Here is a 25,623-nt window from a genome sequence, read left to right on the forward strand (position 1 = left end):
AGGCATTGCTGCCTGACTAAAGTAAACCAGCCTCCGATAAAGTCGGGGCGGTTCAAATTGTTCCTTAATGTGATTGTCACGCAAACAATACAAATATTCACCACAAAAACGACAAATGGTATTTTGGAGTACACAAACGGTAAAAGCCCTATCTATAGAGATAGGGCTTTTGTCAGTAAAAAATATTCTTTAGAGTTGATAATATAGCAAGGGGGAATAGTTACTAAGGATTCACAGTAGCGCCGTATTTGGTGTTGAAGCGAATAGCTCGACGGCGATCGGAGCTAGTAATTCCTAGCGGGAAGCCATTAGTTAGCACTTGACCATTATTACCAATCGATACTGAACTATTAGAAAAAGAAGGTACACCGCTGTTTTCTCCGATAGGTGTAGGCGTGGCTAAAGTAGACGTTACAAGAGCACCATTTTCTCCTTTTTTCTGTAAGGTGTCTCGAATAATGATATCTGTCAAAGGCACATTACCACGGTTAACCGCTTCAATCCTATAAGCGATACATTGTCCTGGTATGATCTCAGATATGGAATTTGTACTATAAGCAGTACTGGCGCTACCCATATAATTAACATTAATGGTCGTGAGGTCGGTCAAGCTACAGTTGTGAGTATATTGACTCTTGAAGAGCACTAAAGCTGCATTATCTTGAATAACATCACCAAAGTTATTATCAGGATAGTTAAATGTATTAGTCGTAATATTTATTTGTCGCAAATTGCTTGTAGTATCCACAGAGTATGTATAATTATTAGGTTCATTCTGAGTAGCACAGAGCTTCGTATTGCTTCCAAGCTGCGCAGGCGTCAAAGTGAAACTATAGGTTCCATCATCACTTATATTCACAGTTTGAGATGTAAACGTACTTGTACTTGTATCATCTGCACATTTGTTTAGGGTGATAGTATGACCTGTAGTAAAAGGAATACCAGATTCAGTTGGTGAATCGTATTTACCGTTGAAGTAAAGAGGGTTATTTAGATATTTATCGGATACATCATCTTTAGTGGGGTTTGTGATTTTACCATTGTCGTTAAACACAACACCTGAAAAGCTATAAGATTTTGGTGTGTTGGTAATAATGCAAGTAATCTCGTCACCATAATTTAAGTTTGATAACGTAAAAGAGCTTGTGTTTCCAGAAGGCGTGCTTGAGTTGCTACCAGTCGTTGCATTGCTACAGACATAGCTAGTATTATAGTTAGTAGCATCACCATTTATTATATTCTCAGATATGGTATAGGTTGTACTTGGGGCTAATTCCAATGGGGTAACAGTGCTTCCATTAGTTATGGTCGAACCTGCCCCTGTTGTTGTAAAAGACGCTGTAGAGCCTTGACTATCAGGAGTTAATTTTCCACCAGCTACTTTAATATTGAATTGGTCACGCTTAGTATCACTGTCGTTAAAACGAGTACCAGTTAATACTTTTTTCACAATGAGTTTCGGTGGTGCTAGACAAAAATAAAAGTCTGAGTAGCCCACTACATGGTCGCCAGTAGATGTCGTAGTAGATGCAGACCTATAAGTGTTCCCATGAGTTATAACAAAAGGTGTGTTTAATGATTGAGAGCCCCAATCAACATTGAAATTACATGGATTAGTAGGACTACAGTTCGGCCATTGATTGCCTGTAATGGTGCGGTTCGAATTTGATAATGTGTGGTTTGCAGTAAGAATGTTACTAAAAGCACCGCCAGCGCTAAAGAGGGATACTGATTCAGTATATCTTCCATTTTCATTTGAGTCTAAATCTTGCACAACAAACCCATACTTCGATACTGGCTTGTTAATAGTAGCAGTAAGTTTGTGATTTATATTAAGGTACTGGCTGCTATGGCGCATATTAATAGCATTTGTAGTTACGCCACCGAAACTACTGGCTTCTGGATAACCAGCAGCTAAAAAATTAGTCTCAGAAAAAGACAGTTTGAATTCGAGATTGTTGTTGAAGTTATAGGTAGTGCTAGTGTTTCCCGCACCTCCTGTCCAACTCAATGCCAATTTATTAGCTGCCGCAGGTGCAGGGCTAAAATTTTTGGACCCTACATAATACATTGCATGATCTGCGGGGCAGGTGGGACTAGCTTCAGCCGAAAATGCGACATTACTTGCCAACATCAAGCCCGTCGCAGCTATCAATGCCAGCACCCGATATATATGTTCACTGAATAGTTGTGAAATTATTGAATTTAGAACGTATGGCATTTTATGCATATGGTTATCCCTATAAGAAGCTAAAACTTGCTATAAGCGTTTAACTAGTTCTCAATTATTTCACTAACTAAACTAATGTATATATTACGTAACTTAACATATTAAGCAATAATTTCGTAAAAGTCCTACGAAATGGATGAATGGCAGATATTTCATGACCAGCTACAATATCTGGTTATAGATGTTAGCTCGTTAGCAAACAATCCTTATATTTCTTTGAAACATTTCTAAAAAAACTAATGATTATTTATTTCAAAAATACTTGTCATATCACCATTTCTTTACAGCTATAAACAACTGCAGCATAAGAGCCTATAATAAAGAGTTATTATCATTTGATAATTGACTATAAAATTTGGGTTGGCATTTTATTATCTAACCACTTTTAAATACTCAGTTCATATGCGATAGATAGTAGCGCTGTTTTTATTTTGGCTATGTGAGGCTGCTCCAGATGATGAGTCGGTCAAATACTGCTGCATAACCGCACCCTACTATAAATCTCACTTCTTAAAATTAACAAGGAAGTCATTGAGAAAATTATTCCCGCACGACAATATTGAAGTAACACTTTGATTTAATAATATCCTGTCTTCGGGCAGGACTGACTGATAAAAAAGGACAATAGTGATGAATTATTATAAGGATGCTGATAGCACCGAAACCCAAGAGTGGCTGGAAGCGTTTGAATCTGTTATCAAACATGCAGACAAAGATCGTGCTCAGTTTCTGCTAAAAGCTTTATACAATATGGCAGTTCAAGAAGATCTGCCGTTCAATCGTCTTGATACCGCTTATATCAATACCATCGCCGTTGAAGATGAACCGATGTACCCTGGCGACCTAACCATTGAGCGCAAAATTCGTGCTTTGATTCGCTATAACGCATTGGCCATGGTCATGCGCGCGAATAAAAATGATGACGATTTGGGTGGTCACTTAGCGACGTTCGCTTCTAGTGCCACGCTATACGAGACAGGTTTTAACCATTTTTTCCGTGCTGCCAGCGATCATTTCGGTGGTGACATGATTTATTATCAAGGTCACTCCGCACCCGGTATTTATGCGCGTTCTTATTTAGAAGGTCGATTGACCGAAGATCAGCTGGATAATTTCCGTCGTGAAGTCGGCGGCAAAGGCTTATCAAGCTATCCGCATCCGTACCTCATGCCAGATTATTGGCAGTTCCCAACCGTATCGATGGGACTTGGTCCGATCATGTCGATTTATCATGCCCATGTACATCGCTATATGGAAAACCGCGGTCTGCTAGAGAAAGAAGGTCGTAAGATTTGGACGTTCTTGGGTGATGGTGAAACGGATGAGCCAGAAAGCTTAGGGGCTATTTCTCTCGCTGGTCGTGAAAAGCTAGATAACCTAATCTGGGTCGTCAACTGTAATTTACAGCGTCTTGATGGTCCAGTCCGTGGTAACGGTAAAATTATCCAAGAGCTAGAGTCTGTGTTCCGCGGGGCTGGCTGGCGAGTGATTAAAGTTATCTGGGGTGGTAAATGGGACAGCTTACTTGCCAATGATAAAACGGGCGTGCTCAAACATCGTATGGAAGAAGTGGTCGATGGTGAGTATCAGCTATACGAAGCCCGTACAGCTGAGTTCACTCGTAAAGAGTTCTTTGGTAAATATCCTGAGTTAGAAGAGATGGCTGATGCGCTATCTGATGAGGATATCTCGCGATTGAATCGTGGTGGTCATGATCCAATGAAAGTTTATGCTGCATTCAGTGAAGCGATGAAAACCAAAGGTCAGCCAACCGTTATTTTAGTCAAAACCGTTAAAGGCTATGGTTTATCAGCTCAAACACAAGCGGTTAATAAATCACATCAGATTAAGAAACTCGATCAAGAAGCGTTGATGTATTTCCGTGATCGCTTTGATTTACCATTTACTGACGAGCAGCTAGAGACGCTACCATTCTATCGCCCTGAAGAAGGGTCGGCAGAGATGAAGTATCTTAAAGGTCGCCGCGAAGCGCTAGGTGGTCATTTGCCAAATCGCCGCAGTGGGCATATCCCATTGAATATTCCTGAACTGTCAATGTTTGATCGGGTATTAAAAGGCAGCAATGGTAAAGAGCAATCAACGACCATGGTATTTGTGCGCTTATTGTCAGCCATGCTAAAAAACAAAGACATCCAAGACCGTGTCGTGCCAATCGTACCTGATGAAGCACGTACTTTCGGTCTAGAAGGTATGTTCCGTCAGTTGGGTATCTACTCTGCGGTTGGTCAAAAATATACACCAGAAGACAGTGAAGCATTGATGGGCTATAAAGAAGCCATCGACGGTCACATGCTAGAAGAAGGTATCAACGAAGCGGGCGCAATGAGTACGTGGATTGCGTTGGCAACCAGTTATTCTGTGAACGCGCTACCGATGATTCCGATGTATATCTATTACTCGATGTTTGGTTTCCAACGTGTGGGTGATTTGGCTTGGGCGGCAGGCGATTGTCAAGCACAAGGTTTCTTACTGGGTGCAACAGCTGGTCGTACCACCTTGAACGGCGAAGGCTTGCAGCATCAAGATGGTCATTCACAGATTCTATTTAACGTTGTGCCTAACTGTGTGACTTATGATCCTTGCTTCGGTTACGAGCTAGCGGTTGTGATGCATGATGGTCTACGCCGTATGTATGGCGAAGGCGAGCGCGTTTATTATTACTTAACGCTAATGAACGAAAACTACGAGCAACCTGAGATGCCAGAAGGCGCGGAAGAGGGTATCAAGCGTGGTATGTATTTGCTCGAAGACAATGGTTCAACACAAGTTCAGCTATTGGGTTCTGGCGTTATTTTACGTGAAGTACAAAAAGCGGCGCAGATTCTAAAAGATGAGTTCAATATCACCTCCAACGTTTGGAGCGTGACCAGCTTTAACGAGTTGACTCGTGACGGTATGGTCTGTGATGACTACAATCGCTTGCATCCAATGGATGAAGAGCGGGTGCCATGGGTCACTGAGCAGTTAGCGCCGCATGAAGGTATCGTCGTCGCTGCGACGGATTATATGCGCAATTATTCGGAGCAAATCCGTGCTTGGTTGCCAGACAATCGTCCTTATACGACTTTAGGCACAGATGGCTACGGTCGTTCTGATACCCGTGAAAATTTGCGTAGTTTCTTCAACGTTGATGCCGCACATATCGTGGTTGCGACGCTCAAACGCCTAGCGGATGAGGGTGAAGTCGAGATGCGTTTGGTGAAAGATGCTATTTCAAGCTTAGGCATCGATGTGGATCAGCCACCTGCATGGCAACAACAGCCTTATTATGATCATTCTCCTGATGCACCAGCACCTGGTAATGTCAATCCCAATCCTGTCCCTGAATTTGTCGCTGAAGATGATGATGAAATCAGCAATGAGGGTCGAGCTGAAGATCAAGCGGATGCGACTTTACTTAATAACGGTGATGTCAAAGAATAATAATCATAAGACTAGGAGATAAATCATGGATATTAAAGCCCCCGATTTGGGTGTTGATAGCGCCGAAGTCAGCGAAATTATGGTAGAAGTGGGTGATGTCATCGCAAAAGATGACAACATCATTCTATTAGAATCTGACAAAGCCTCGGTTGAAGTACCAAGTTCCGCTGCTGGGAAAGTCACCAAAATCAGCGTTGCTGTTGGTGATCAAGTCAGCGAAGGTATGGTACTGATTGAGCTTGAGAGTGCAGAAGACAGTGCGGAAAGTGATGACGATAGCGCTGCTGATGACAAGCAACAAGCAAGTGATACAGAAGCAGATGCTAAGCCAGAAACAAAGGCTGAGCCTGCTGCAACTGAGTCAAAGTCTAGTGTAAAACCTGCGTCTAACGCTGGTAAGGCAACGACCTATGCACTGCCTGATCTAGGTGTTGATGAAGCGCAAGTTTCTGAGATTATGGTCAGTGTTGGTGACATCGTGACTGCGGATCAATCAATCCTATTGATTGAATCTGATAAAGCATCGGTAGAAGTGCCCGCACCAGTTGCGGGCAAGATTGAAAAAATCTTAGTTCAGACTGGTGATATGGTTGCCAATGGTCAAGACTTTATCGTTATCATAAGTAGTGGTGCAGATGCTGCTGCTGCTGAAAGTGAGTCTACATCAGATAGCGCTGAGCCAAAGCCTTCAGCACCAGCCAAAGCAGAAGAGAAAGCTGCTGCTAAAACAACGGGTGAGCCAAAACAGGCAGAAAAATCGTCAGCGCCTAATGCGGTCGCTAGTAAGCAAGCTGATAAATTGACTGAAGCACAGGTCAATGAAAAGTTGGTTGACGTATATGCAGGTCCAGCCGTACGTAAGCTGGCGCGTCAGTTAGGTGTCGATATCACCCAAGTGAATGGTTCGGCGCTAAATGATCGTATTCTAAAAGAAGACTTGTTTGCGCATGTTAAAGAAAGCTTAAGCACTCAAAAAGCGGCACCTGCCAGTGGCAATGTAGCCAGCGCTAGCCTGCCAAGCTTACCTGACATGAGCAACGTTGAGATTTGGGGTGAAACAGCAACCCAAGACCTTAGCCGTCTACAAAAAGTCTCGATACCGCAGCTCAACTACAATACCTTGTTGCCACAAGTGACCCAGTTTGATTTGTCTGATATCACTGAGACAGAAAAACTGCGCGGCGAGTTAAAAGTTAGCATGAAAGCAGAAGGTATCGGCTTCACGATTTTAGCGTTCGTGGTCAAAGCGACGGCCTATGCCTTAACACAGCATCCACGTTTTAACAGTCATTTAAGCGACGATAATACGCAAGTTATCTTGCGTAAAAGTGTCAATATGGGCATCGCGGTGGCAACGGATGATGGTCTCATCGTACCTGTTATCAAGAATGTGCAGGATAAAGGCTTGAAGCAAATCGCCATTGAAATTGGTGAGCTTGCGGTAAAAGCGCGTGACAAAAAACTCACTACTAAAGATTTGCAAGGCGCAAGCTTTACCATATCAAGCCAAGGTAACTTGGGTGGCACTGCCTTTACGCCATTAGTAAATTGGCCTCAAGTGGGTATTTTAGGTGTGTCTGAGGCAAGCATGCAGCCACGTTGGGATGCTAAGAAGCAAAGCTTTGAGCCGCGTCTCATGTTGCCATTGTCACTGTCTTACGATCACCGTGTGATTAATGGCGCAGATGCTGCCGTATTTACCCGCTATATCGCAACATTGCTGGCTGATCCGCGCCGTATTTTGCTGTAAGAATCGTTTGTACTAAAAGGATCTGAAAAAAGAAGACTGTCTTAGGATGGTCTTTTTTTATGATTAAAATTTGACACTAATGGTCGCCAGATTTTTAGCAGTTAATGACTTTAGCACAATCGTTTTTATCTATAATCTTTTTATCTATAATCATTGCCGCTTAAACTTCAAGCACAAAAAAGCCGGCGATTAAGCCAGCTTTTTTTATTCACATTGCTTTATGTTATATTAGAACGTCTTAACAAAAGCAACGCCATATACCCAAGGGCTGATGTCAACTTCACCAAGTTCAATGGTCTCACCATTAGCTTTTACGCTGGCGTCTGTTTTGATGTCCATATAGCGAGCATCAATACGGAAGTATTCAGTTGGGGCAAAAGGTATGTCAAGACCGATGTGACCAGCAACGCCGACGCTATCATCAAGTTCTAATTTTTCGAAAGCATCGCTATAGATTTTTTCTTTAAAGAAAGTTGTATAGTTCACACCAACACCAACAAATGGTTTCACATTCATAGGCATGTTGTAGCCATCGAAGTGATACTGTACCGATAGAGTCGGTGGTAAATGCTGAGTTTTAGCATCGATAGTAGCATCGCCAGCAGTTAAGGTAATGTCATGATGGAATGGTGTAGCCGCTAGTAATTCAATACCAATGTTATTGGCAACGAAATATTCGCCGCTAATGGTTGGTTGAACATCACTGTCTACGTCGACACCAATAGTGCCATCTGCCAGAGTACCGTTATCGCTCTTTGGATCAACCATGTGAGCGCCAGCAGCGACAGACCAAGTACCAGCTGGTACAGCAAATGCTGTGGTCATAGTAAGTGCAGCAGCAGTGGCTAAAACTAGGGATTGTAGTTTCATCATTTGATTCCTTAACGTGATAGAAGATTATCGGTGGCTATCTAACGAGGGATGACATTAGGTACCGATACACAATGTTATGATTATTGACTAACCTGTAACATTACAACGCCATTATAATACAAAACCATATTTACTGTAAGGTTTTAAACGCATATTAATGGCTTTTATGGCATAAATTTACCGTAAAAGGTATATTTGTCGAGGTAATTAAAAATTACTTAGAACAGTTAGCATTTGTGAGGCAGGACTTAGATTCTGTCATGCTGATGTTATACAGAGGTACGGCGTTAGAATTTGGTCGATAGTCAATGATGCTAAACTCTCGCTGATATTTTCAGAATATTAAAATGTCAAAAGCTTAGAGTCGGTAATGATAGTCTCATTACTTTTCGAATGAATAATGAGAGTGGGAAAAGAGGGGTAATATATTATGCTTGGCTATTGTAGTAATTCTCCTCTACGCTGCACAAACGCACGTTCTGTAACGATATTAGATCGGATGGACTCTTGCTGTCCTGAATGCAACTTATTTTTGCTGCCTGCTCAAGATATCAGTGAGCAATTACGCGCTGACGAACGATTCTTACGCTTCGCTATCATCGCCATTGTGCTGGTGCTAATTTTGTTTGCCTACATGTATTATTTAAATTTAGTATAATCACCGATCATGATTCATACTAAATAAGCCAGTCCTATCACTAGTAATGCTTTAAGAGCATTACATCGTCAAGTAGTGATAGGTATGAAATACTGATGGTGACCGAGCATTAATGTCATATTCTGTGATGACTGCTTTATTATATTAATATAAGACCGGTGTTTCACCGCATAGGGACGGCATGCTATTCCAATCTATACGGCGCTTGCGTCTTTTCGTTTACGATATTCTGCAAAATGATGAGCACGATACGCTGTTTAGCCGTTGCGTTGACTACTTTTTAATATTTTTAATCATGACCAATGTAGCAGCGGTCATTGCTGAGTCGGTTGATAGTTGGTATTACCCTTATCAGGAGTATTTTACTTGGTTTGAAAATTTCTCTATCGTGGTGTTTTCTATTGAGTATTTGCTGCGTTTGTGGAGTGTGGCCGAGGAAAAACCAGATGACACTACTTGGCGTCAGCGCTGGGAGTGGTTGAAAAGTCCTTCTGCGTTGATTGATTTAGTCGCCATTGCGCCAGCTTTCCTGAATTTCTTTGTTACGATTGATTTACGCTTCTTACGTATTTTACGTTTATTCCGAATTCTCAAACTGACACGCTATTTTGCTTCGTTACGCATCTTATTGGTGGTCATCAGCAAAGAAAAAGGCTCGTTCCAAGCGGTTATTTTCATTTTAATAATTATGATTGTGACGGCATCTAGTGGCATTTACTTGGTTGAAAACCACGCTCAGCCAGAAGAGTTTGAGTCGATACCTAAAGCGATGTGGTGGGCGGTGGTGACGCTAACGACGGTGGGCTATGGCGATGTCACGCCGATTACCAATGCGGGTAAAATATTGGGTGCGGTTATTACCATATTAGGTGTGGGTCTGGCGGCATTACCTGCAGGTATTTTAGCGACTGGTTTGGCAAATGAGCTTGCTCAGCGCCGTGAAGAGCTTGAACAGGACTTTCGAGCACAGTTGATTGATAGCGATTTTGATTTGGTAAAAAATCAGATGATGATCGATAAGATTCGCCGTGAGCTGGGACTGGATAAAGAGCAGGCGCAAAATATCGTATTGCAGGTATTACGCGAACAAGAGCTTGAGCGCCGCGAAAGAGAAGTGGAAGAAAGACAAAAGAACTTTTGCCCACATTGCGGTGAGCCACTGTAAGTCTTTTATAGTGATTACTTTAGGTTTCAAAAAATGGATATGTAAGAAAAGGGTGCAACGTTATCAGAACGTTGCACCCTTTTTATTAGCAATAAACAGATATTTTATGGTATTTAGATAGCTTGTGGAATGGGTAGTGCACGTGCCAATTCATGGGCGACTTGCTGCGCCGCCGTTGCTAAATCTTCGGCAGAAAGGGGTAAGTTTTGCAGTGTGAGATGCCAATCATCCACTTCTCGGCGTAAATGTGCCACCCACAGCGTCGTGCAATCACGTGGCAGTTGCTTTAGATTGACTTCAAAGCATCGATTGCCTTCATCATCGCTTAGATGAATCTCGCCTTTTTTGACTCTTGAAAACGGATGACCGTGGTAAGAGTTGGCTATCATAGCAATGTGGGTGATATGTGCTGGAATTTTCTCTAAGTAAAGCCTGATTTGCTCTTGGTCAAGAGGCGCCAAATACATCGCTTGTTCGCCGCGATCTTTGCCATTGAGACTGTCGCCTTGATGTTTCACTGATTCCGCTTTATCGCGCAATTGTTTGAACCAAACGATATCACTGATGGTGCAATTGTCGTCATATAGTACGCAAGCCAAATCAATATCAATAGCACTCTGGTTTTTTTTAAAGCGCTTAAACATGCCTTTTGGCTCAATCTTGGTAAATTCATAGTTTAGCGCAAAAAATAAGGTTCCCGCGTCTAAGCCCAGTCCTCTTAAACTGTCTGACAGTAACGGCAATGAGGCAGTGGTCGGCATAACATTCCTTATCTATTTTCGTTCTTTATTTTTAAATAGTGGTAATCGTCTGAATACGGTTAAATTTGAGCACCATTACTCGCAGTTGTTATTTATGATCAAAAAACTTATCCAATACGGCTTGATGTAACAATGCTGGTTTGGCATTCAATAAACCATTGCCAAAACCACGCAACCACCAAACCAGTTGTGAAGTTAGGTTAACGGTGGCTTGAATGGTCAGCGTGTCATCATCCAACGTAACAGTTTGATCGTCACTGAGCTTGCTTTCAGTCAGGCTTTTGCCCGCTTGTTTGGTGAATTGTAGCTCAATAGCGGTGTTTTTGCCATGATTAGGCAGCTCACCGAATAAGGGGTGGCTAAAGCCCATACCACCAGCATCCAAATAAGTATCGAGTTGGAAACTCTCAGGTGTTTGTGCGGCGCTTTCGAGAATGTCAACGCTAGCAAATCGATGTAGGGCAAAGGTACGAATGGTAAATTTTGGATCATCAGTACGAGTTGCCAGCAGATAAATAATCACACCGCGCTGGATAATAGCGATGGGATTCAAAAGATATTCACTGGCCTGTGATTTATTGCTGCGGGTATAGCTGGCTTTGATTTGTAATTGATAAAATAGCGCATGGTAAATATTGTCTTTGCTATCCAAGTCAATATGCGGTGCGATTAGTGGCTGAGTGGCAGGCTCGATACGCACTCTGTCGATCCATGAATGGGTGACTTTACTGTTTTTTAGCTGCCGCCTTGCCAAGTCAAACCATGGAAATAATTCATCTAAAATAACGGGTGGTAGTAGCTGAGTTAGATTGGCTTCAACCATATTAAAGGCGACTGCTTGCGATAGATTCATGTGCGGTAAGCTTTGGAGTGGCGCGTCATCACGCCAGCGCCAGCCTTGTGGGTTGGCGTTATTTTTTTCTATGGGAAAGCGTTTTGCCAGCGCATTTAAGTCGCGTTGAACAGTACGCAAGCTGATGTCAAAGCCTGCCATCATCAGCTGCTCGTAGATATGGGTTGTGCCCACCCAGCGGTTGCGCTGTAGTTGCGATAGTACTTGCCACTGGCGCGCCGTCGTCGCCGCGCCATGGCGATTATCGTTGTTATCTCCTGAGACATGACTGTCCGCTGCCGCTACAGTATTAGCTTGCTCAACAGAGTTTATTTGAGCATGGGAGTGGTCGGCGTCAGTCGAATGTACAGTCATTAAGCAATAACCTTTATGAAATTACGAGTTGGCTTTTGTATAGCTTAGCGGAATATTAACCATTCATCATCGCAGAAAAGCATCGTAGCGTCTAGGACATGTCTTCAATTACTACATTGATTTATTGATTGGTTTTGGTACAGTTAAATTTCACTATAAATCAGCTTATATGGCGTCAATGGGTGTTTTAGTGGCATTGTTATCAATACCCTGATTGATGCCTTGATCATCATTTATAACGACTTCGTTGTGCTCCGCCTTGTCTTTGTGTTTTTCCTTTTTTTTCTTGTCCCATTTTTTTTGACGTTTTTCTTTTTGCTTTTTTTTATCTTTCTTTTTGGACTTTTTATCATCAATACCATCGTCATTGTTATCTTGATTTTCATCCCATAACATCAGACGACTTAAAACTTTGCCAAACAACGTGTCTTTACGATAGCGACCTTTCTTGTTCAGGGTATCGATAGGCAAACCAGTCATCAGCGTCAATGCTTCGCTCAGTGTATAGACACCATAAATATGAAATTCGTTCGCTTTGACGGCAGCAATGATGTCGTCACGCAGCATGAGCTGTTTGACATTGGCCATTGGAATGACCACGCCTTGCTGCCCAGTCAATTCTTGCTCGCGGCATGCATCAAAGAATCCGGCGATTTTAGAGTTGATACCGCCAACCGCTTGCACTTCGCCCAATTGGTTCATAGAGCCAGTAATGGCAAATGATTGATCAATCGGTACGTTTGCTAAGGCAGATAGCAGCGCACAGCCTTCGCTGACGGTAGCACTATCGCCATCGATATGGGCGTAGCTTTGTTCAAAAGCGAGTGAAGCACTAAAGTTGAGTGCATGATGTTGGCTGAATAATGCGCGCAAATAGCTGGTCATAATCAGCATGCCTTTGGCGTGTAAACTACCGCCCAAATCTACATCACGCTCGATATCGAGAATCTCACCCGTACCGATATTTGGTTGAATGACGGCAGTCAGGCGGGCGGGCATGCCAAACTCGCTATCGGCATAGCTGACCACTGTCAGTGCATTGACTTGTCCGACAGCGCTGCCTGTGGTTTGAATAAGCTGCTGACCGTTTTTGAGCTCATCCCAATAGAGGTCACGCAGGTATCCTGAACGCTCGTCCATATCATCGATGGCTTGTGTGACATGATAGGCATTAACAATGTTTTTTCCGCTTAAATGCGCGTGGCGGTTAGACTCATGCAATAGCTTGATTAATAAATCACTGTGCAAGCTTAAGCGGTCTTGGTCTTCTGCTTGTAAGCTTAAATGCTCAAGTAGGGCAGCTTGCGCACTACGATCAAACGGGTAGAGATTGGCGTAGTCAATGATGTCAGCCATTTTTGCGACTAACGCCAATTCGTGTTCACTGCTGCGAGGCACATCATCGTGAAAATCTGCACGTACTTTAAATACCGCATCAAACTCAGGTTCAAGCTCTAACAGCTCATAATATAAATCTGCTTCACCAAGCAAAATCACTTTAACATCAAGGTCAATGGGGGCAGGTGCTAACGATAAGCTGCCTGTTAAGGTCAGCATTTGTTCAAGGCTTGAGAGTTTGATTTTGCGTGATTGTAGCGCGCGCTTGAGACCCTGCCAAGCATACGGATGCTCAAGTAAGTGACTCGCTTCTAATAGTAAGTAACCACCATTGGCACGGTGCAGAGCACCTGCTCGAATCATACTGACATCAGTGGTGACCGTGCCCAATTGGGTGATTTGCTCGACATGACCCAACAAGTTCAAATGCGTTGGCAAGTCCTCGAAGATGACGGGTGCACCGTCGTCCGGCGTGTGACTGACAATGACGTTGACCGCATAGCGACTTGGGGTTGTGGCCAAAACTGCTGTCACAAATTCTTCGTCATCACCATTGACGATGCGCTCGACATGCGTAACCATGTCGGCAAATACGGTCTTGAGATAGTCAATGACCAGTGGGTGACTGGCAAATTGCTCATAAACAGGGGCAAATAAAGGTTGCAGTGCACGACGTGCAATATTGCGATGTAGGGCTTCTATCGCATCATTGGCTTCGTCCTCTAACTGCTCTAACGCGATGGTCAACTGACTTAAGCGTTTTTGCATATGGTTTTTTTGAACAAAGTTATTTAACTCAGCTTCGTATTCACTATTGCCGTATTCAGTATTGTTTTTATCCTGCTCTGCATTCGTAGGATCGTTATACTCGGTGCTAGGAATGCTCGCTTTGCTACTATCATCGCTCACGGATTTACTTTTATAGCTAGCAGATGATTTGTCATCACTACCACTAATTTCTGTCGCAAGTTGACTGGGATGTACAAACACCGCTTTATTATCAAAGGAGCGAAACGTCAATGCCAAATCATATTGTTTGCCTTCCGCATTGAGCACATCATAAGCCTGACTTTCTTTTTGATGTGTGTCATTTTTGATGGCTTCGATTTTGCTTTGATATTGGTCACTACGAAAGCGTTGGCTCAATCTTTTTTTGGCTTGTTGCCATAAATGATTGACTTGCTGCTGCAATAAGGAGGCTTGCCCCGCAGGTAGTCGCAGCGCTAAAGGGGTACGTGGATCGGTGAAATTATGCACATATACCCAGTCGTCAGGTGTGGGTGCATCGGCGGCAATACGCGTTAGCAAGCGGCTGATGACGGTGCGTTTGCCCAAGCCATTTTCACCAGCAGCAAACACATGATAGCCACTGGCTTTGATATCTAAAGCTGTTTGTAAGGCTTTTAGTGCACGCTGTTGACCAAAGCCAACGTCTAGATCTGGTGCCGTGCGGGTATCCGAGGGCAATTCATCAGGGTCGCTATAGCGCTTTAATTGCTCAGCGGTGACTAGGCAGCGCTGCTTGATATCAATAAAGCATGGATGCGGTGTATTCGGTGTTGCTGATTTGGTACTTTTTAATTCAATGATGGGTGTTGCCATATTATTAGCGTCTTTTTTATTAGCGTCTCTTGATAATTGAGAGGTAGGGATGTGTGGCTGTTTGGTCATAGGTATAAATTATATCGTTTGTGGAAAGTGGCGTGGTTATTAAGTGCTATTAAGTGTTATTAAGTTTACTAATGAGTGCTAATACTTAGTTTTTTCTAGTTAATTTGCATCGTTCATAAAAACATCTTACAAGATAAAACGGTATTTTAAATAAATCATTAAAAGCCGTTTTGTATCATTAGCAGGCTTTGTTAAAAACGCCTATATAAGCAATCATTCATTATCCATTTAAGGCGATTAAAGAACAATAACGCCTCAATATAGGCTCAGATAGTATAAGATGTCTCACATTGGCGCAATCTGCAACTATTCAATGGGCAGACTGCATGATAAAATAGACGGTTCACATGTCAAAACTGGATAACTCGTTGTATGTCAGACTTTACTAAAACATCTTCATCCTCTGCTAACACGGGCAATATCCGTATTGATCCGACTGGCTTTGTAAAGCTTGGCGCACAGTTGCCAGCGCTGGCGAATACCTTGGCACAAGCGATCAATGAGCTCAAGCTATCCTTGAGTGAGACGCAGCAGCGCACATTATTATTGTACTTAGACCAGCTTTTGTTGTGGAATAAAGCGTATAATCTGACCGCCATCACTGATCCAGAAGAGGCTTTAATCAAACATATAATTGATTGTTTGGCTATTATAACGCATTTACCGTCAGGGTCACTGTTAGATATTGGCACAGGAGCAGGGATGCCAGCGGTTATTATTGCGATTTGTCAGCCAGAGCGTCAATGCACCGCACTTGATAGTAATCAGAAAAAAATTCGTTTTATTAAGCAAATCAGCAGTGAGCTTGGCTTGAATAATATGCAGCCAATTGCTTCTCGTATCGAGGCGCATGAAGCCAGCTATGACGTTGTGACTTCTAGAGCCTTTGCCAGTTTGATCGATTTTGTCGAAGTGGCTCAGCCGCGCTTAGCAGATAACGGTTACCTATGCGCGATGAAAGGCAAAGCGCCAAGCGACGAAGAACTACAAGCGCTGGACAATGACTGGCATGTTAAGACGATTAAACTTAAAGTGCCTCGTTTACACGATAGTCGTCATTTAATTGAATTGTCCTATAAAAATGTCTAAGCTATGAACACCTTTTAAGTGATACATGTCGGTGACACATGGTTTTGTTGATATTTGAATGGCAAGATATTCAAAATATGGTGATACAGATCGCGCTAATTATATAGAGGTACTCGTATTGTTTACGCTTATGAGTATGATGCTATGCAAAGTTTAGCGAAAAATTGATTGTGTAAGCCAAAAGTAAAATAACAGTAATAGACCCTAATTAAATTGAGTGAGTGTATGGAAATCATAGCAATTGCGAATCAAAAAGGCGGCGTGGGCAAAACCACGACGGCAGTAAATTTGACCGCCAGCTTGGCTGCGAAGCGCAAGCATGTACTGCTGATTGACTTAGACCCACAGGGTAATGCGACCAGTGGTACGGGTGTTGATAAAAACGAGCTTGGGCTAACTATCGCTGACGTATTATTGGATGGGGTGTCGCTGTCTGATGCTATTGTTACCAGTCCGGCGGGGTTTGATGTGATCGGTGCCAATCGTGATTTGGCAGGCATGGATATCACCCTAATGAACAAGACCAATAGTCATGAGCTGTTTAAGACAGCAATGGTGGCATTGGTCAATGATCAGCTAGCTGCTAACAAACCTGCTTACGATTATGTGGTTATAGACTGTGCACCCAGCTTGAATTTGCTGACGATTAATGCGTTAGTTGCTACAGACAGCGTCATTATTCCGATGCAGTGTGAATACTATGCACTAGAAGGCTTGGCTGATTTGTCGCAGACGATTGAGCGCTTGACGGAATTGAATCCAAAGCTATATATCCGCGGCGTGGTGAGAACATTATTTGATGCACGCAATACACTGGCTCGCGATGTGTCTGCCGAGCTTGAAGCGCACTTTGGCGATATTATGTATAAAACTCATATTCCAAGAAATATTCGCTTGGCAGAAGCGCCAGCACATGGTTTGCCAGTTATCGCTTATGAGAGATGGTCAAAAGGTGCGCGCGCTTATCAAAAATTGGCGGCTGAAGTCATGAAACAAAGTGACTAATATGCATGCATGTATGCATGTTTTTTAGCACCAATGATAGACTGCAAGAAAAATCGTGCAAACAGATGTTGAACATTGAATATTGTATTTATGAGTAATGAGTAAGCTGTATTAATAATTATTTGGCTTTTATTTTAGCGTTAGAGGATAGGTAATCATGGCGAAGAAAAGAGGGTTGGCTGCCAATCGAGGCTTAGATGCCTTATTGGGGTCAATCAAAAAAGAAAAGCAAATCACCGCCTCTGCCTTGCAAGACGACATGGCGGCGCGTGAGAGTACTTTGCCAGCTGAAACGCTTAACGCTGATAGATTAAATATTAGCACACCTGCTAAATCTGATAGTAATGAGACCAGTGAAAAACCAACGACCAAACCTATTGCCTCTGACACCACTGCCAGCAGTCGAACCACACGGTCGCCGCGCACGATAAACAAAGGTACGGCTAATAAAAGTCGTGTTAATGGAACAGATGCCATTGCCTCTGAAGACCAGATCAGCTTGGTGCAAATAGATGTCACGCGTTTGCAAGCGGGTAAGTATCAGCCACGCCGTGATATGAGTGAAACAGCGCTTGCAGAGCTGGCGTCTTCGATTGAGCAGCACGGTGTCATGCAACCGATCGTTATCCGTCCGTTATTGGCCAATGAAGACAAGAGTGAAGCATTCGTTACCCATGAGATCATCGCTGGTGAGCGTCGCTGGCGTGCGGCAAAAATGGCAGGAAAATCTGTCATTCCAGCGATTGAACGTGCTTTATCGGATGAGCTTGCCATCGCACTGGCCTTGATTGAAAATATCCAGCGTGAAGACTTGTCTGTGATTGAGCAGGCCGCCGCATTACAACGTTTTCATACTGAATTTGGTATGAGTCATGCGATGATTGCCGAAGTCGTTGGCAAGGCGCGCACCACCGTATCGAACCTGCTGCGTCTCAATCAGCTGCATGATACCGTCAAAGATCATTTGGCAAATAGCGCCCTAGATATGGGTCATGCGCGCACGCTTTTGGCATTATCCTCTGAGCAGCAGCCGATTATCGCGCAAAAAATTATCGACGGCGGTATGACGGTACGCGACGCTGAAAAGTTGGTTAAATCGATCTTGCAGCCTGCACCGAAAGCCAATCGTGCTGAGCAAACGCAATCTCGTGAGGTTGAGCGCTTGACGCAAAGACTGACAGATATGTTAGGGGCTGAAGTCAAACTCAAACACAAAAAAGATGGTCAAGGTAGTGTTGAGATATTTTTCCATAACCAAGATCAGTTAGCAGCTTTAATTAAGCACATAGAAGCACAGGCTTGATATCGCTAATGAGTTTGTCATGATGCTGTAAATTTAAGATATTTTGATAACCGCTATTTTTATAAAAATATAAAAGAGAGTCAATATGTGGGAGTTGGTAAAAGCGGGTGGTTGGTTGATGACACCTATCGTGGTGTGCTCAATATTGGCATTGGTTATCATCATCGAGCGTAGTCATACCTTACAGTTTAATAAAGTTGCCCCGAGTAGATTGCGCGAACAGCTAATCACGCGATTACGTGAGAATGGGGATATTGGTCGTACACAGTTGATGAATGTCAAAGAAAAAACACCTTTGGGAGATATTTTAGCGACAGGGCTACTGTATCGTCAATATGGCTTAGACTCGATGACGATGCATATGCAAAACCGTGCTAGCGTACAAGTGCATCAGTTAGAAAAAAACATAAATATGCTTGGGACCATAGGGGCGATTGCGCCACTACTCGGTTTGTTAGGCACGGTGTTAGGCATTATTTCGTCGTTTTTGGCGATTACCGATGGGGCGATGCAAGACCCAACGATGCTTGCTGCTGGTGTGTCACAAGCGTTGATTACGACTGCTGCTGGTATGATCGTGGCTATTCCAGCACTGGTTGCCTATCGTTATTTTCAGCGCCGTATTATCGATATTAATGCCCAGTTTGAGACGCAAGCGGGACTCATGATTCAAGAGTTGTATGATTATCATTTGCTGGAAAATACGTCTACTGCTGGTTTGAATGTGCCTGCACATCGTGCGCCATCGGATGACGTTGTAGATCACGAGGATGCATTAAGCTCAAATAATGGTGTTGCCGTCACTTCTTAGTATTTGTGACTGTTCAGCACGCCCTAATAATCCATCAAGCACATGAGTATTCAGTAAATTAAAGAGAGTGATATGCGCTTTAGAAAACCGACTGTTGAGCCGCTCGAAATTAACTTGACCCCGATGATTGACTGCTTGTTGTTTTTGATTGTGTTTTTGCTGCTGGCAACATCGTTTAATCATTTTAGTCGTTTAAATATTATTCTTCCTGAAGCTGAAGGTGTCGCGCTGACAGAAGAGAAAAACAGTATCGAAGTGGCAGTACAAGAAGATGGCAGTTATCTGGTGAACGGTATTACGCTTGCCAGTAGTAATGAGGCAGAGTTGACCAGTATGCTACAACAAGAAGCTGGTAGTAATCGTGACATGCTATTTGTTATTGCTGCGGATGCCAATGCCACCCATCAATCGGTTGTGCGAGTGATGGACATTGCGGGTAAACTGGGATTTTTGAATCTTAATATCAGTACGGTCGTGCCACTTGGTCAGCCGTTACCGCAGTAGCCTATAGCTACTTTAGTGCCATTGATAGATGCTCTTATAAAACTGTGATTTTAACGCAGTCCATTCATGTTATGACCCCCAAATTGAGGCTTTTATGAGCCAAGCATATCAACCTGACTCTGCAAAAACTGCTGCTAAAAAATTATCAGCAGAGCCGTCAAACATACCTAAACATAAGACCTTGCTGCGTTTGCTGAGTTATTTAAAACCATACTGGTGGGCATTAATGCTTACTGTGTTGGGCTTTGCAATTAATGCGGCGACAGAGATTTGGATTGCCAAATTACTTCAATACATCACCGATGCCATTAATCAGAACGATCAAAGCAAACAGGATTTATTTCCATTATTGATCATTGGTCTGTTTTTTGTCCGCGGTGTTGGTAGCTTTTTGGGTAATTATTATTCTGCTCTGGTCTCACGTAATTTGGTATATGAGCTGCGAGTGGAAGTCTTTAATAAATTGCTTCGTCTGCCAAGCTCTTTTTACTTAGCCAATCCTGCTGGTACCATTTCATCCAAGCTGATATTTGATGTTGAGCAAGTCACCGCAGCTAGTACAGACTCTATGAAGACGCTACTGCGGGATGGTCTGACAGTCGTCGCTTTGATAGGTTTCTTGCTTTATAGCAATTGGCGTTTGACGTTGATTTTATTCGTTGTGCTACCGCCAATATTGTGGCTTATTCGCATCGCCTCAAAGCGTTATCTAAAATTGTCCAAAGGTATTCAGGAGACGATGGGTGATGTCAGCCATATTACCAATGAAGTGATTGGTGGCTATCAGGTTGTCAAAAACTATGGCGGTCAAGCATACGAAGCCGCACGCTTCGATAAAACATCGAAAAAGAACTTACGCCAAGGCATGAAGGTCGTGGTGACCAACAGTATCAATACGCCAGCAGTACAGCTGCTAATGGCTGTCGCCATGTCAGTTGTGGTGTGGCTCGCACTACGCCCATCGGTGATAGACAATATCTCAGCGGGTGAGTTTATCTCATATATCGCGGCTGCAGGTTTGCTCAGCAAGCCGGTACGCTCATTGACTGACATCAATCAAAAACTGCAAAAAGGTATCGCGGCAGGTGAGTCTATTTTTGCCTTGTTAGATGAGCCAGAAGAAACAGATACTGGTGTGCTTAGCCCTGCTCTGACGGGCGAAATCAAGCTGGACAATGTCAGTCTGATTTATCCTGACTCAACGGTCGCTTTGCGTGACTTTACGTTAGATGTAAGAGCGGGTGAGACGGTTGCATTGGTAGGGCGAAGTGGTGCTGGTAAGTCATCTTTAGTAAATTTACTGACGCGCACCTTATCGACCTCTTCTGGGCAAATTACCTTGGATGGTATACCGATTGAAGACATTAAGCTTGAGAGCTTACGGGCGCAGATTGCGATGGTCAATCAACAAGTAGTTCTGTTCAATACCACGGTATTTAACAATATTGCTTATGGTGGCTTAGCCAATAAAACCCAGGCTGAGGTTGAGCGCGCCGCAAAAGATGCCTTTGCTCATGATTTTATTATGAAAATGCCAAACGGCTATCAAAGTGAAATCGGTGCTGAAGGTTTGCAGCTGTCTGGCGGGCAGCGTCAGCGCTTATCGATTGCTCGTGCGCTATTAAAAGATGCGCCGATTCTAATTTTAGATGAAGCAACCAGTGCGTTAGACAATGAATCAGAGTATTACATTCAGCAAGCACTTGATAATGTGATGAAAGATCGTACCACGTTAGTCATTGCACATCGACTGACCACCATTGAATCAGCCGATCGTATCGCCGTGTTAGACAGCGGTCAAATCGTCGAGTTAGGCACGCACGATGAGCTTATGCAATTGCAAGGTCATTATGCGCAAATGTATGAACGCGATTTTGAATAAAATTATCGGACTATTCTTTGAGCAGCTTTGACGTTCAAATCGTGCTAAGTTAAAGTTTAGCTGAATAGGTAAGTGGTCAATTATCATGAGTATTGAAACGACAGTGACGCGTGCCTGGCAACGTCAAGCCGCTTGGCTATGGCTATTGCTACCTATTAGTTGGTTGTACGGACTTATCACCACGCTGCGTCGTCAAGCTTATAAAGCTGGGCTGTTAGCAAGTTATCGTGCGCCTGTTCCTGTTATGGTGATCGGCAATATTAGCGTGGGCGGTAGTGGCAAAACACCATTGATTATTGCCTTGGTTGATTATTTGCAAGAACGCGGAATAAAGGTAGGGGTTATCAGCCGTGGTTACGGTGGCGACACCAGTCAAATGCCCGCTTTGGTCGATGGCGCCAGTTTGCCAAACGTGGTAGGGGATGAGCCTTGTTTGATTGTCAATATGACAAATGCACCCACGGCAGTATGTCCTGATCGTAAGCAAGCGATTATAACCTTGTTAGCTGCTCATCCTGACTTGCAATTCATTATTGCCGACGATGGCTTGCAGCATTATGCACTGCAACGTGACATTGAATGGATTGTGGTCGATTCAGCACGGGGCTTTGGTAATCAGCAACTCCTGCCAACAGGGTTTTTACGTGAACCCATGTCGCGGTTGCAAGGTGCAACTGTCATCTACCATGAACCACTAACAACAGATTCAGTGGACAATAAAAAAGATAATAGCAATCTGTACCGAGCCCATCGTTTGACAATGCACTTAGAGGCGAATGCTCTGCAACTCTTATGGCAGCCTACTTTATCCTATTCTCAAATTGATGCGCCTAAAAAGGGTTGTAGAGTGCATGCGGTGAGCGGTATTGGTTATCCGCAGCGGTTTTTTGATACTTTAAGTTCGCTAGGCTTCGATGTCGTTGGACATGCTTATCCTGATCATTATGATTTTGAGTTGGCGGAATTATTGCAGTATACCGAATATCCAATCGTAGTCACCAGTAAAGATGCGGTAAAAATGAGAGCGTTGCTATCGAAAGCCACTACTGATAAAGCGCTGAATAATGAATATCAAACGCTGATAAACAGACTATGGGTACTGCCAGTAACCGCCGAACTCTCTGACAGCTGTTATGATAATCTGCAGCAGCAGCTAAAAAAGCTAGGTATTGATATCGCAAACGATAACAGTACCAATACTAATAACAGATGATGTTTTAAACCGTATAAAAATTGCTATAGGAAACCCCATGTCGTCAGTGATTATGCCCGCCAAAACTCATATTGTTATCCCTGCTCGTTTTAAGAGCACGCGGCTGCCCGGCAAGCCATTACTAGAGATACATGGTAAGCCGATGATTCTTTGGGTTGCTGAAAAGGCGCAAACAGCGCACTTCGCTGATGATATGTGTATTGCCACGGATGATGACGATATTGCCAAGATATGCATGGATGCAGGGTTCGATGTGGTGATGACCAGTAGCGAGCATGCTTCAGGCACTGACCGTTTGGCAGAAGTTGCCGCCATCAAAGGGTGGGCTGACCATGATATCGTGGTCAACATGCAAGGCGATGAACCGTTAGTGCCACCGTTGTTATTGGAGCAGGTAAAGGCGCTTTTGGTCGCAGACAGTGATAGCGTGATGGCGACTTTGTGTGAGTCTATCGATGACTATGAGACCTTTATGCGTCCATCAGTGGTCAAGGTTGTCAGTCAACACGCTAATGACTTGCAACGTGCGCTTTATTTTAGCCGAGCGCCCATTCCTTGTGATCGTGATGTCGTATTGTCCAATGATAATCATAGAAACCCACCAAAAAATGCTTATCGTCATTTAGGGTTATATGCTTATCGCGTCCGTTTATTACAGCAGTTTGTGCATTGGCCGCAAACGCCACTTGAGACACTTGAAAGCCTAGAGCAGTTACGCGTTTTAGAAAATGGAGCGCAGATTGCTATTGCAGTTGCCGCTTGTCATCTACCTGCAGGGGTCGATACCCAAGAAGATTTAGACCGCTTAAATGCCATGAGTTTGACTGAATTTCAGAGCCCCATTGGATAGATAGCCTAAGCAAAAATATTTCATCTAAAGCGTCATGAACACGCTATATCCTGAATAATCAAGCGAAGTGATAGGACGTTAGCTATGAGTGATAAGACGCAAAATACAGGCACAATGGATACTACAGACCACATTTATTTCGCCGCGTTATTGCCATGGCAGAAAAATCTGTGGTCGCAATTGACCAAGCGAGTTTTGACATCACAGCAATCTTTGCCACATGCGCTATTAGCTGCTGGTATGCAGGGTATGGGCAAGCGGGCTTTTGTATGGCGTTTGGTCGCTTGGCTATTATGCCGTAAGCGTGATAGCCATCCCACAGGGGCTTGCGGCGCGTGTGAAAGTTGCCAATGGCTAAGATCTGGCACGCATCCAAGCTTACAGGTATTGCCACTGATCAGTATGCCGATCAGTGCAGATAGTGCAGATAGTGCTGATAATCAAGAAAAATTAAGTAACGCTGCAAAGGATAAAAAATCATCCAAAACAGCCAATAACAGTGCTCTTAAGATTAAAGTGGATGATATCCGCAACTTGCAGCCTTTTATCTACCAAGGTGGTCAAGGGATGCGTATCTGTGTGTTAGACCATGCAGAGCAAATGACGATTGCTGCGGCCAACGCGCTACTCAAAACCTTGGAAGAACCACAAGCTAAAGTCCATTTGTTTTTGATCAGCGATACTCCAGCACAACTACTGCCCACCATTAAAAGTCGGGTGCAGCAGTTGCCATTACAGACCATTCAGCCTATGATCGCCGTTGACTATGTGACACAGGCACTTGGCTCTACGGTCAATCGTGAAGCGGTCGGAACGGCTGCGATTGAGCAGCTTATCCAATTGGCAAATGGCGCACCTTTGGCAGCGATAGCCATGGCACAAGCGCCATGGTATAGCAAACGTGCGCTATGGTTGACGACGTGGCAGGCATTGCGTAGTGGTAAACGTAGTAGTGTGGCAGCCAGTGACTATTGGCAAAACCAACTGAGTATCACGGAATTTATTCAGCTTTCTGAGCTGATGCTACTTGATATGCGCCGTCTTTACTTAGGGCTTAATGAGCTTCAAAAAGATGTCAATCTATCCGCTGCCTTAGAAAAATATCCACCTGATAATAATGGCCTCGCACTTTTTTCTAATAGCTTACAGCAGAAAAAAATCGCTCTGCAACAAAATGTGCAAGAAAAATTTGCCTATGATAAGCTAATGCAAGAATTGGCTTGTTTATAAGAAAATCTGCCTTGATAGCAAATAAAAATACCAAACTTAATGAAGGAAGCTGACTATGGCCATGCCAGGACGCGGCGGGATATTAACCTGCCACATTGAAAATATCGAAATGTTATATGCCAGCTACTTGTCCTTTGTCAGTAATGGCGCATTATTTGTGCCATCCAATGACGCTCAGCAGCTAGGTAACGAGGTATTTATCGCCATCACTTTACCCAATTCTAGCGAGCGTTTGCCTATGAATGGCAAAGTGGTTTGGATTAACGCCAAAACTCAAGGTGGTCGACCGGCAGGTTTTGCGGTACAGATTGGAACTGATATTGCAGGTCAAAGAATTAAAAACGAAGTTGAGCGATTATTGGCGGGTAAAATAGATGGTTTGCAGTCCACCTATACCATGTAATTATTTATTGTACTTGTAATGGTTTTGATGAATGTTAGACTAATATTATTCAACAAACAGTATAAAAAAAGCCACCTTATATATCGATAAGGCGGCTTTTTTTATGAGCATAAGACTAGGGCGTGTCTTCATTTTAAAAATGGTGATAAAAATTGCCGTCAAACAATGAAGGTAATGCCAATAATATCGAGATATCAATAAGCTGTTTGACTATCCTTGGCAAAATGTAGCCATTA

At 43.4% G+C, this 25,623-nt stretch carries 18 protein-coding genes; 13 read left to right on the forward strand and 5 right to left on the reverse strand.

Annotation, left to right across the window (positions count from 1 at the left end; all coding sequences use genetic code 11):
* Positions 1-223: 223 nt before the first annotated feature.
* Complete coding sequence (locus tag JFC08_RS10445) at positions 224-2,230, reverse strand: prealbumin-like fold domain-containing protein (RefSeq protein ID WP_198330637.1); 2,007 nt, start codon at positions 2,228-2,230, stop codon at positions 224-226.
* 630 nt (positions 2,231-2,860) lie between these two features.
* Between JFC08_RS10445 and aceE the strand changes: the two genes are divergently transcribed.
* Both aceE and JFC08_RS10455 read left to right on the forward strand, forming a co-directional pair.
* Positions 2,861-5,674, forward strand: a complete 2,814-nt coding sequence (aceE, locus tag JFC08_RS10450; RefSeq protein WP_198330638.1) for a pyruvate dehydrogenase (acetyl-transferring), homodimeric type — start codon at positions 2,861-2,863, stop codon at positions 5,672-5,674.
* Positions 5,675-5,699: 25 nt separating this feature from the next.
* A complete protein-coding gene (locus JFC08_RS10455) occupies positions 5,700-7,424 on the forward strand; it encodes a 2-oxo acid dehydrogenase subunit E2 (protein ID WP_198330639.1) in 1,725 nt (574 codons plus the stop codon).
* Positions 7,425-7,652: 228 nt separating this feature from the next.
* Here JFC08_RS10455 and JFC08_RS10460 read toward each other — a convergent pair whose 3' ends face one another.
* Positions 7,653-8,294, reverse strand: coding sequence for an OmpW/AlkL family protein (locus JFC08_RS10460; protein WP_109590148.1), 642 nt, complete (start codon positions 8,292-8,294; stop codon positions 7,653-7,655).
* An 842-nt stretch (positions 8,295-9,136) separates the two neighbouring features.
* Here JFC08_RS10460 and JFC08_RS10465 point away from each other — a divergent pair.
* A complete protein-coding gene (locus JFC08_RS10465) occupies positions 9,137-10,120 on the forward strand; it encodes an ion transporter (protein WP_087814355.1) in 984 nt (327 codons plus the stop codon).
* A 113-nt stretch (positions 10,121-10,233) separates the two neighbouring features.
* Here JFC08_RS10465 and JFC08_RS10470 read toward each other — a convergent pair whose 3' ends face one another.
* From JFC08_RS10470 to JFC08_RS10480, 3 genes are all read right to left on the reverse strand, one after another.
* Positions 10,234-10,881, reverse strand: a complete 648-nt coding sequence (locus JFC08_RS10470) for a TerD family protein (RefSeq protein ID WP_198330640.1) — start codon at positions 10,879-10,881, stop codon at positions 10,234-10,236.
* A gap of 88 nt (positions 10,882-10,969) precedes the next feature.
* Complete coding sequence (locus JFC08_RS10475) at positions 10,970-12,088, reverse strand: helix-turn-helix transcriptional regulator (RefSeq protein WP_198330641.1); 1,119 nt, start codon at positions 12,086-12,088, stop codon at positions 10,970-10,972.
* 165 nt (positions 12,089-12,253) lie between these two features.
* Positions 12,254-15,097: an ATP-binding protein gene (locus JFC08_RS10480; protein ID WP_198330642.1), complete on the reverse strand. Its 2,844-nt coding sequence runs from the start codon at positions 15,095-15,097 to the stop codon at positions 12,254-12,256.
* A gap of 372 nt (positions 15,098-15,469) precedes the next feature.
* On the opposite strand from JFC08_RS10480, the gene rsmG reads away from it, so the two are divergent.
* From rsmG to JFC08_RS10530, 10 genes are all read left to right on the forward strand, one after another.
* On the forward strand, positions 15,470-16,186 hold the full coding sequence (rsmG, locus tag JFC08_RS10485) for a 16S rRNA (guanine(527)-N(7))-methyltransferase RsmG (RefSeq protein WP_198330643.1): 717 nt from the start codon (positions 15,470-15,472) through the stop codon (positions 16,184-16,186).
* A gap of 225 nt (positions 16,187-16,411) precedes the next feature.
* Entirely contained in the window at positions 16,412-17,191 is a 780-nt protein-coding gene (locus JFC08_RS10490; RefSeq protein WP_198330644.1) for a ParA family protein, read from the forward strand.
* Positions 17,192-17,348: 157 nt separating this feature from the next.
* The gene (locus tag JFC08_RS10495; RefSeq protein ID WP_198330645.1) at positions 17,349-18,494 is read left to right on the forward strand and encodes a ParB/RepB/Spo0J family partition protein; all 1,146 of its coding nucleotides are present in this window, start codon (positions 17,349-17,351) and stop codon (positions 18,492-18,494) included.
* 85 nt (positions 18,495-18,579) lie between these two features.
* Positions 18,580-19,305, forward strand: coding sequence for a MotA/TolQ/ExbB proton channel family protein (locus JFC08_RS10500; protein WP_198330646.1), 726 nt, complete (start codon positions 18,580-18,582; stop codon positions 19,303-19,305).
* A 72-nt stretch (positions 19,306-19,377) separates the two neighbouring features.
* Positions 19,378-19,809 (forward strand): ExbD/TolR family protein, encoded by a 432-nt coding sequence (locus JFC08_RS10505; RefSeq protein WP_025651795.1) that lies wholly within the window; start codon positions 19,378-19,380, stop codon positions 19,807-19,809.
* 94 nt (positions 19,810-19,903) lie between these two features.
* Entirely contained in the window at positions 19,904-21,691 is a 1,788-nt protein-coding gene (gene msbA / locus JFC08_RS10510; protein WP_227697735.1) for a lipid A export permease/ATP-binding protein MsbA, read from the forward strand.
* A gap of 85 nt (positions 21,692-21,776) precedes the next feature.
* Positions 21,777-22,904 carry a tetraacyldisaccharide 4'-kinase gene (lpxK, locus tag JFC08_RS10515; protein ID WP_198330647.1) on the forward strand — a complete coding sequence of 376 codons (1,128 nt, stop codon included), beginning with the start codon at positions 21,777-21,779 and terminating at the stop codon, positions 22,902-22,904.
* Positions 22,905-22,941: 37 nt separating this feature from the next.
* Entirely contained in the window at positions 22,942-23,754 is an 813-nt protein-coding gene (gene kdsB / locus JFC08_RS10520; protein WP_198330648.1) for a 3-deoxy-manno-octulosonate cytidylyltransferase, read from the forward strand.
* Between the two features lie 84 nt (positions 23,755-23,838).
* Positions 23,839-24,984, forward strand: coding sequence for a DNA polymerase III subunit delta' (locus tag JFC08_RS10525; protein ID WP_198330649.1), 1,146 nt, complete (start codon positions 23,839-23,841; stop codon positions 24,982-24,984).
* A gap of 55 nt (positions 24,985-25,039) precedes the next feature.
* Positions 25,040-25,387, forward strand: a complete 348-nt coding sequence (locus JFC08_RS10530) for a PilZ domain-containing protein (protein WP_045446052.1) — start codon at positions 25,040-25,042, stop codon at positions 25,385-25,387.
* The last annotated feature ends 236 nt before the right edge of the window (positions 25,388-25,623 follow it).

It is taken from the genome of Psychrobacter cibarius (assembly GCF_016107535.1).
GTDB classification, from domain to species: domain Bacteria; phylum Pseudomonadota; class Gammaproteobacteria; order Pseudomonadales; family Moraxellaceae; genus Psychrobacter; species Psychrobacter cibarius.

Coding starts and splice junctions, on each gene's coding strand:
- JFC08_RS10445 (WP_198330637.1), bottom strand. CDS start 2,230: ATGCATAAAATGCCATACGTTCTAAATTCAATAATTTCACAACTATTC.
- aceE (WP_198330638.1), top strand. CDS start 2,861: ATGAATTATTATAAGGATGCTGATAGCACCGAAACCCAAGAGTGGCTG.
- JFC08_RS10455 (WP_198330639.1), top strand. CDS start 5,700: ATGGATATTAAAGCCCCCGATTTGGGTGTTGATAGCGCCGAAGTCAGC.
- JFC08_RS10460 (WP_109590148.1), bottom strand. CDS start 8,294: ATGAAACTACAATCCCTAGTTTTAGCCACTGCTGCTGCACTTACTATG.
- JFC08_RS10465 (WP_087814355.1), top strand. CDS start 9,137: ATGCTATTCCAATCTATACGGCGCTTGCGTCTTTTCGTTTACGATATT.
- JFC08_RS10470 (WP_198330640.1), bottom strand. CDS start 10,881: ATGCCGACCACTGCCTCATTGCCGTTACTGTCAGACAGTTTAAGAGGA.
- JFC08_RS10475 (WP_198330641.1), bottom strand. CDS start 12,088: ATGACTGTACATTCGACTGACGCCGACCACTCCCATGCTCAAATAAAC.
- JFC08_RS10480 (WP_198330642.1), bottom strand. CDS start 15,097: ATGACCAAACAGCCACACATCCCTACCTCTCAATTATCAAGAGACGCT.
- rsmG (WP_198330643.1), top strand. CDS start 15,470: ATGTCAGACTTTACTAAAACATCTTCATCCTCTGCTAACACGGGCAAT.
- JFC08_RS10490 (WP_198330644.1), top strand. CDS start 16,412: ATGGAAATCATAGCAATTGCGAATCAAAAAGGCGGCGTGGGCAAAACC.
- JFC08_RS10495 (WP_198330645.1), top strand. CDS start 17,349: ATGGCGAAGAAAAGAGGGTTGGCTGCCAATCGAGGCTTAGATGCCTTA.
- JFC08_RS10500 (WP_198330646.1), top strand. CDS start 18,580: ATGTGGGAGTTGGTAAAAGCGGGTGGTTGGTTGATGACACCTATCGTG.
- JFC08_RS10505 (WP_025651795.1), top strand. CDS start 19,378: ATGCGCTTTAGAAAACCGACTGTTGAGCCGCTCGAAATTAACTTGACC.
- msbA (WP_227697735.1), top strand. CDS start 19,904: ATGAGCCAAGCATATCAACCTGACTCTGCAAAAACTGCTGCTAAAAAA.
- lpxK (WP_198330647.1), top strand. CDS start 21,777: ATGAGTATTGAAACGACAGTGACGCGTGCCTGGCAACGTCAAGCCGCT.
- kdsB (WP_198330648.1), top strand. CDS start 22,942: ATGTCGTCAGTGATTATGCCCGCCAAAACTCATATTGTTATCCCTGCT.
- JFC08_RS10525 (WP_198330649.1), top strand. CDS start 23,839: ATGAGTGATAAGACGCAAAATACAGGCACAATGGATACTACAGACCAC.
- JFC08_RS10530 (WP_045446052.1), top strand. CDS start 25,040: ATGGCCATGCCAGGACGCGGCGGGATATTAACCTGCCACATTGAAAAT.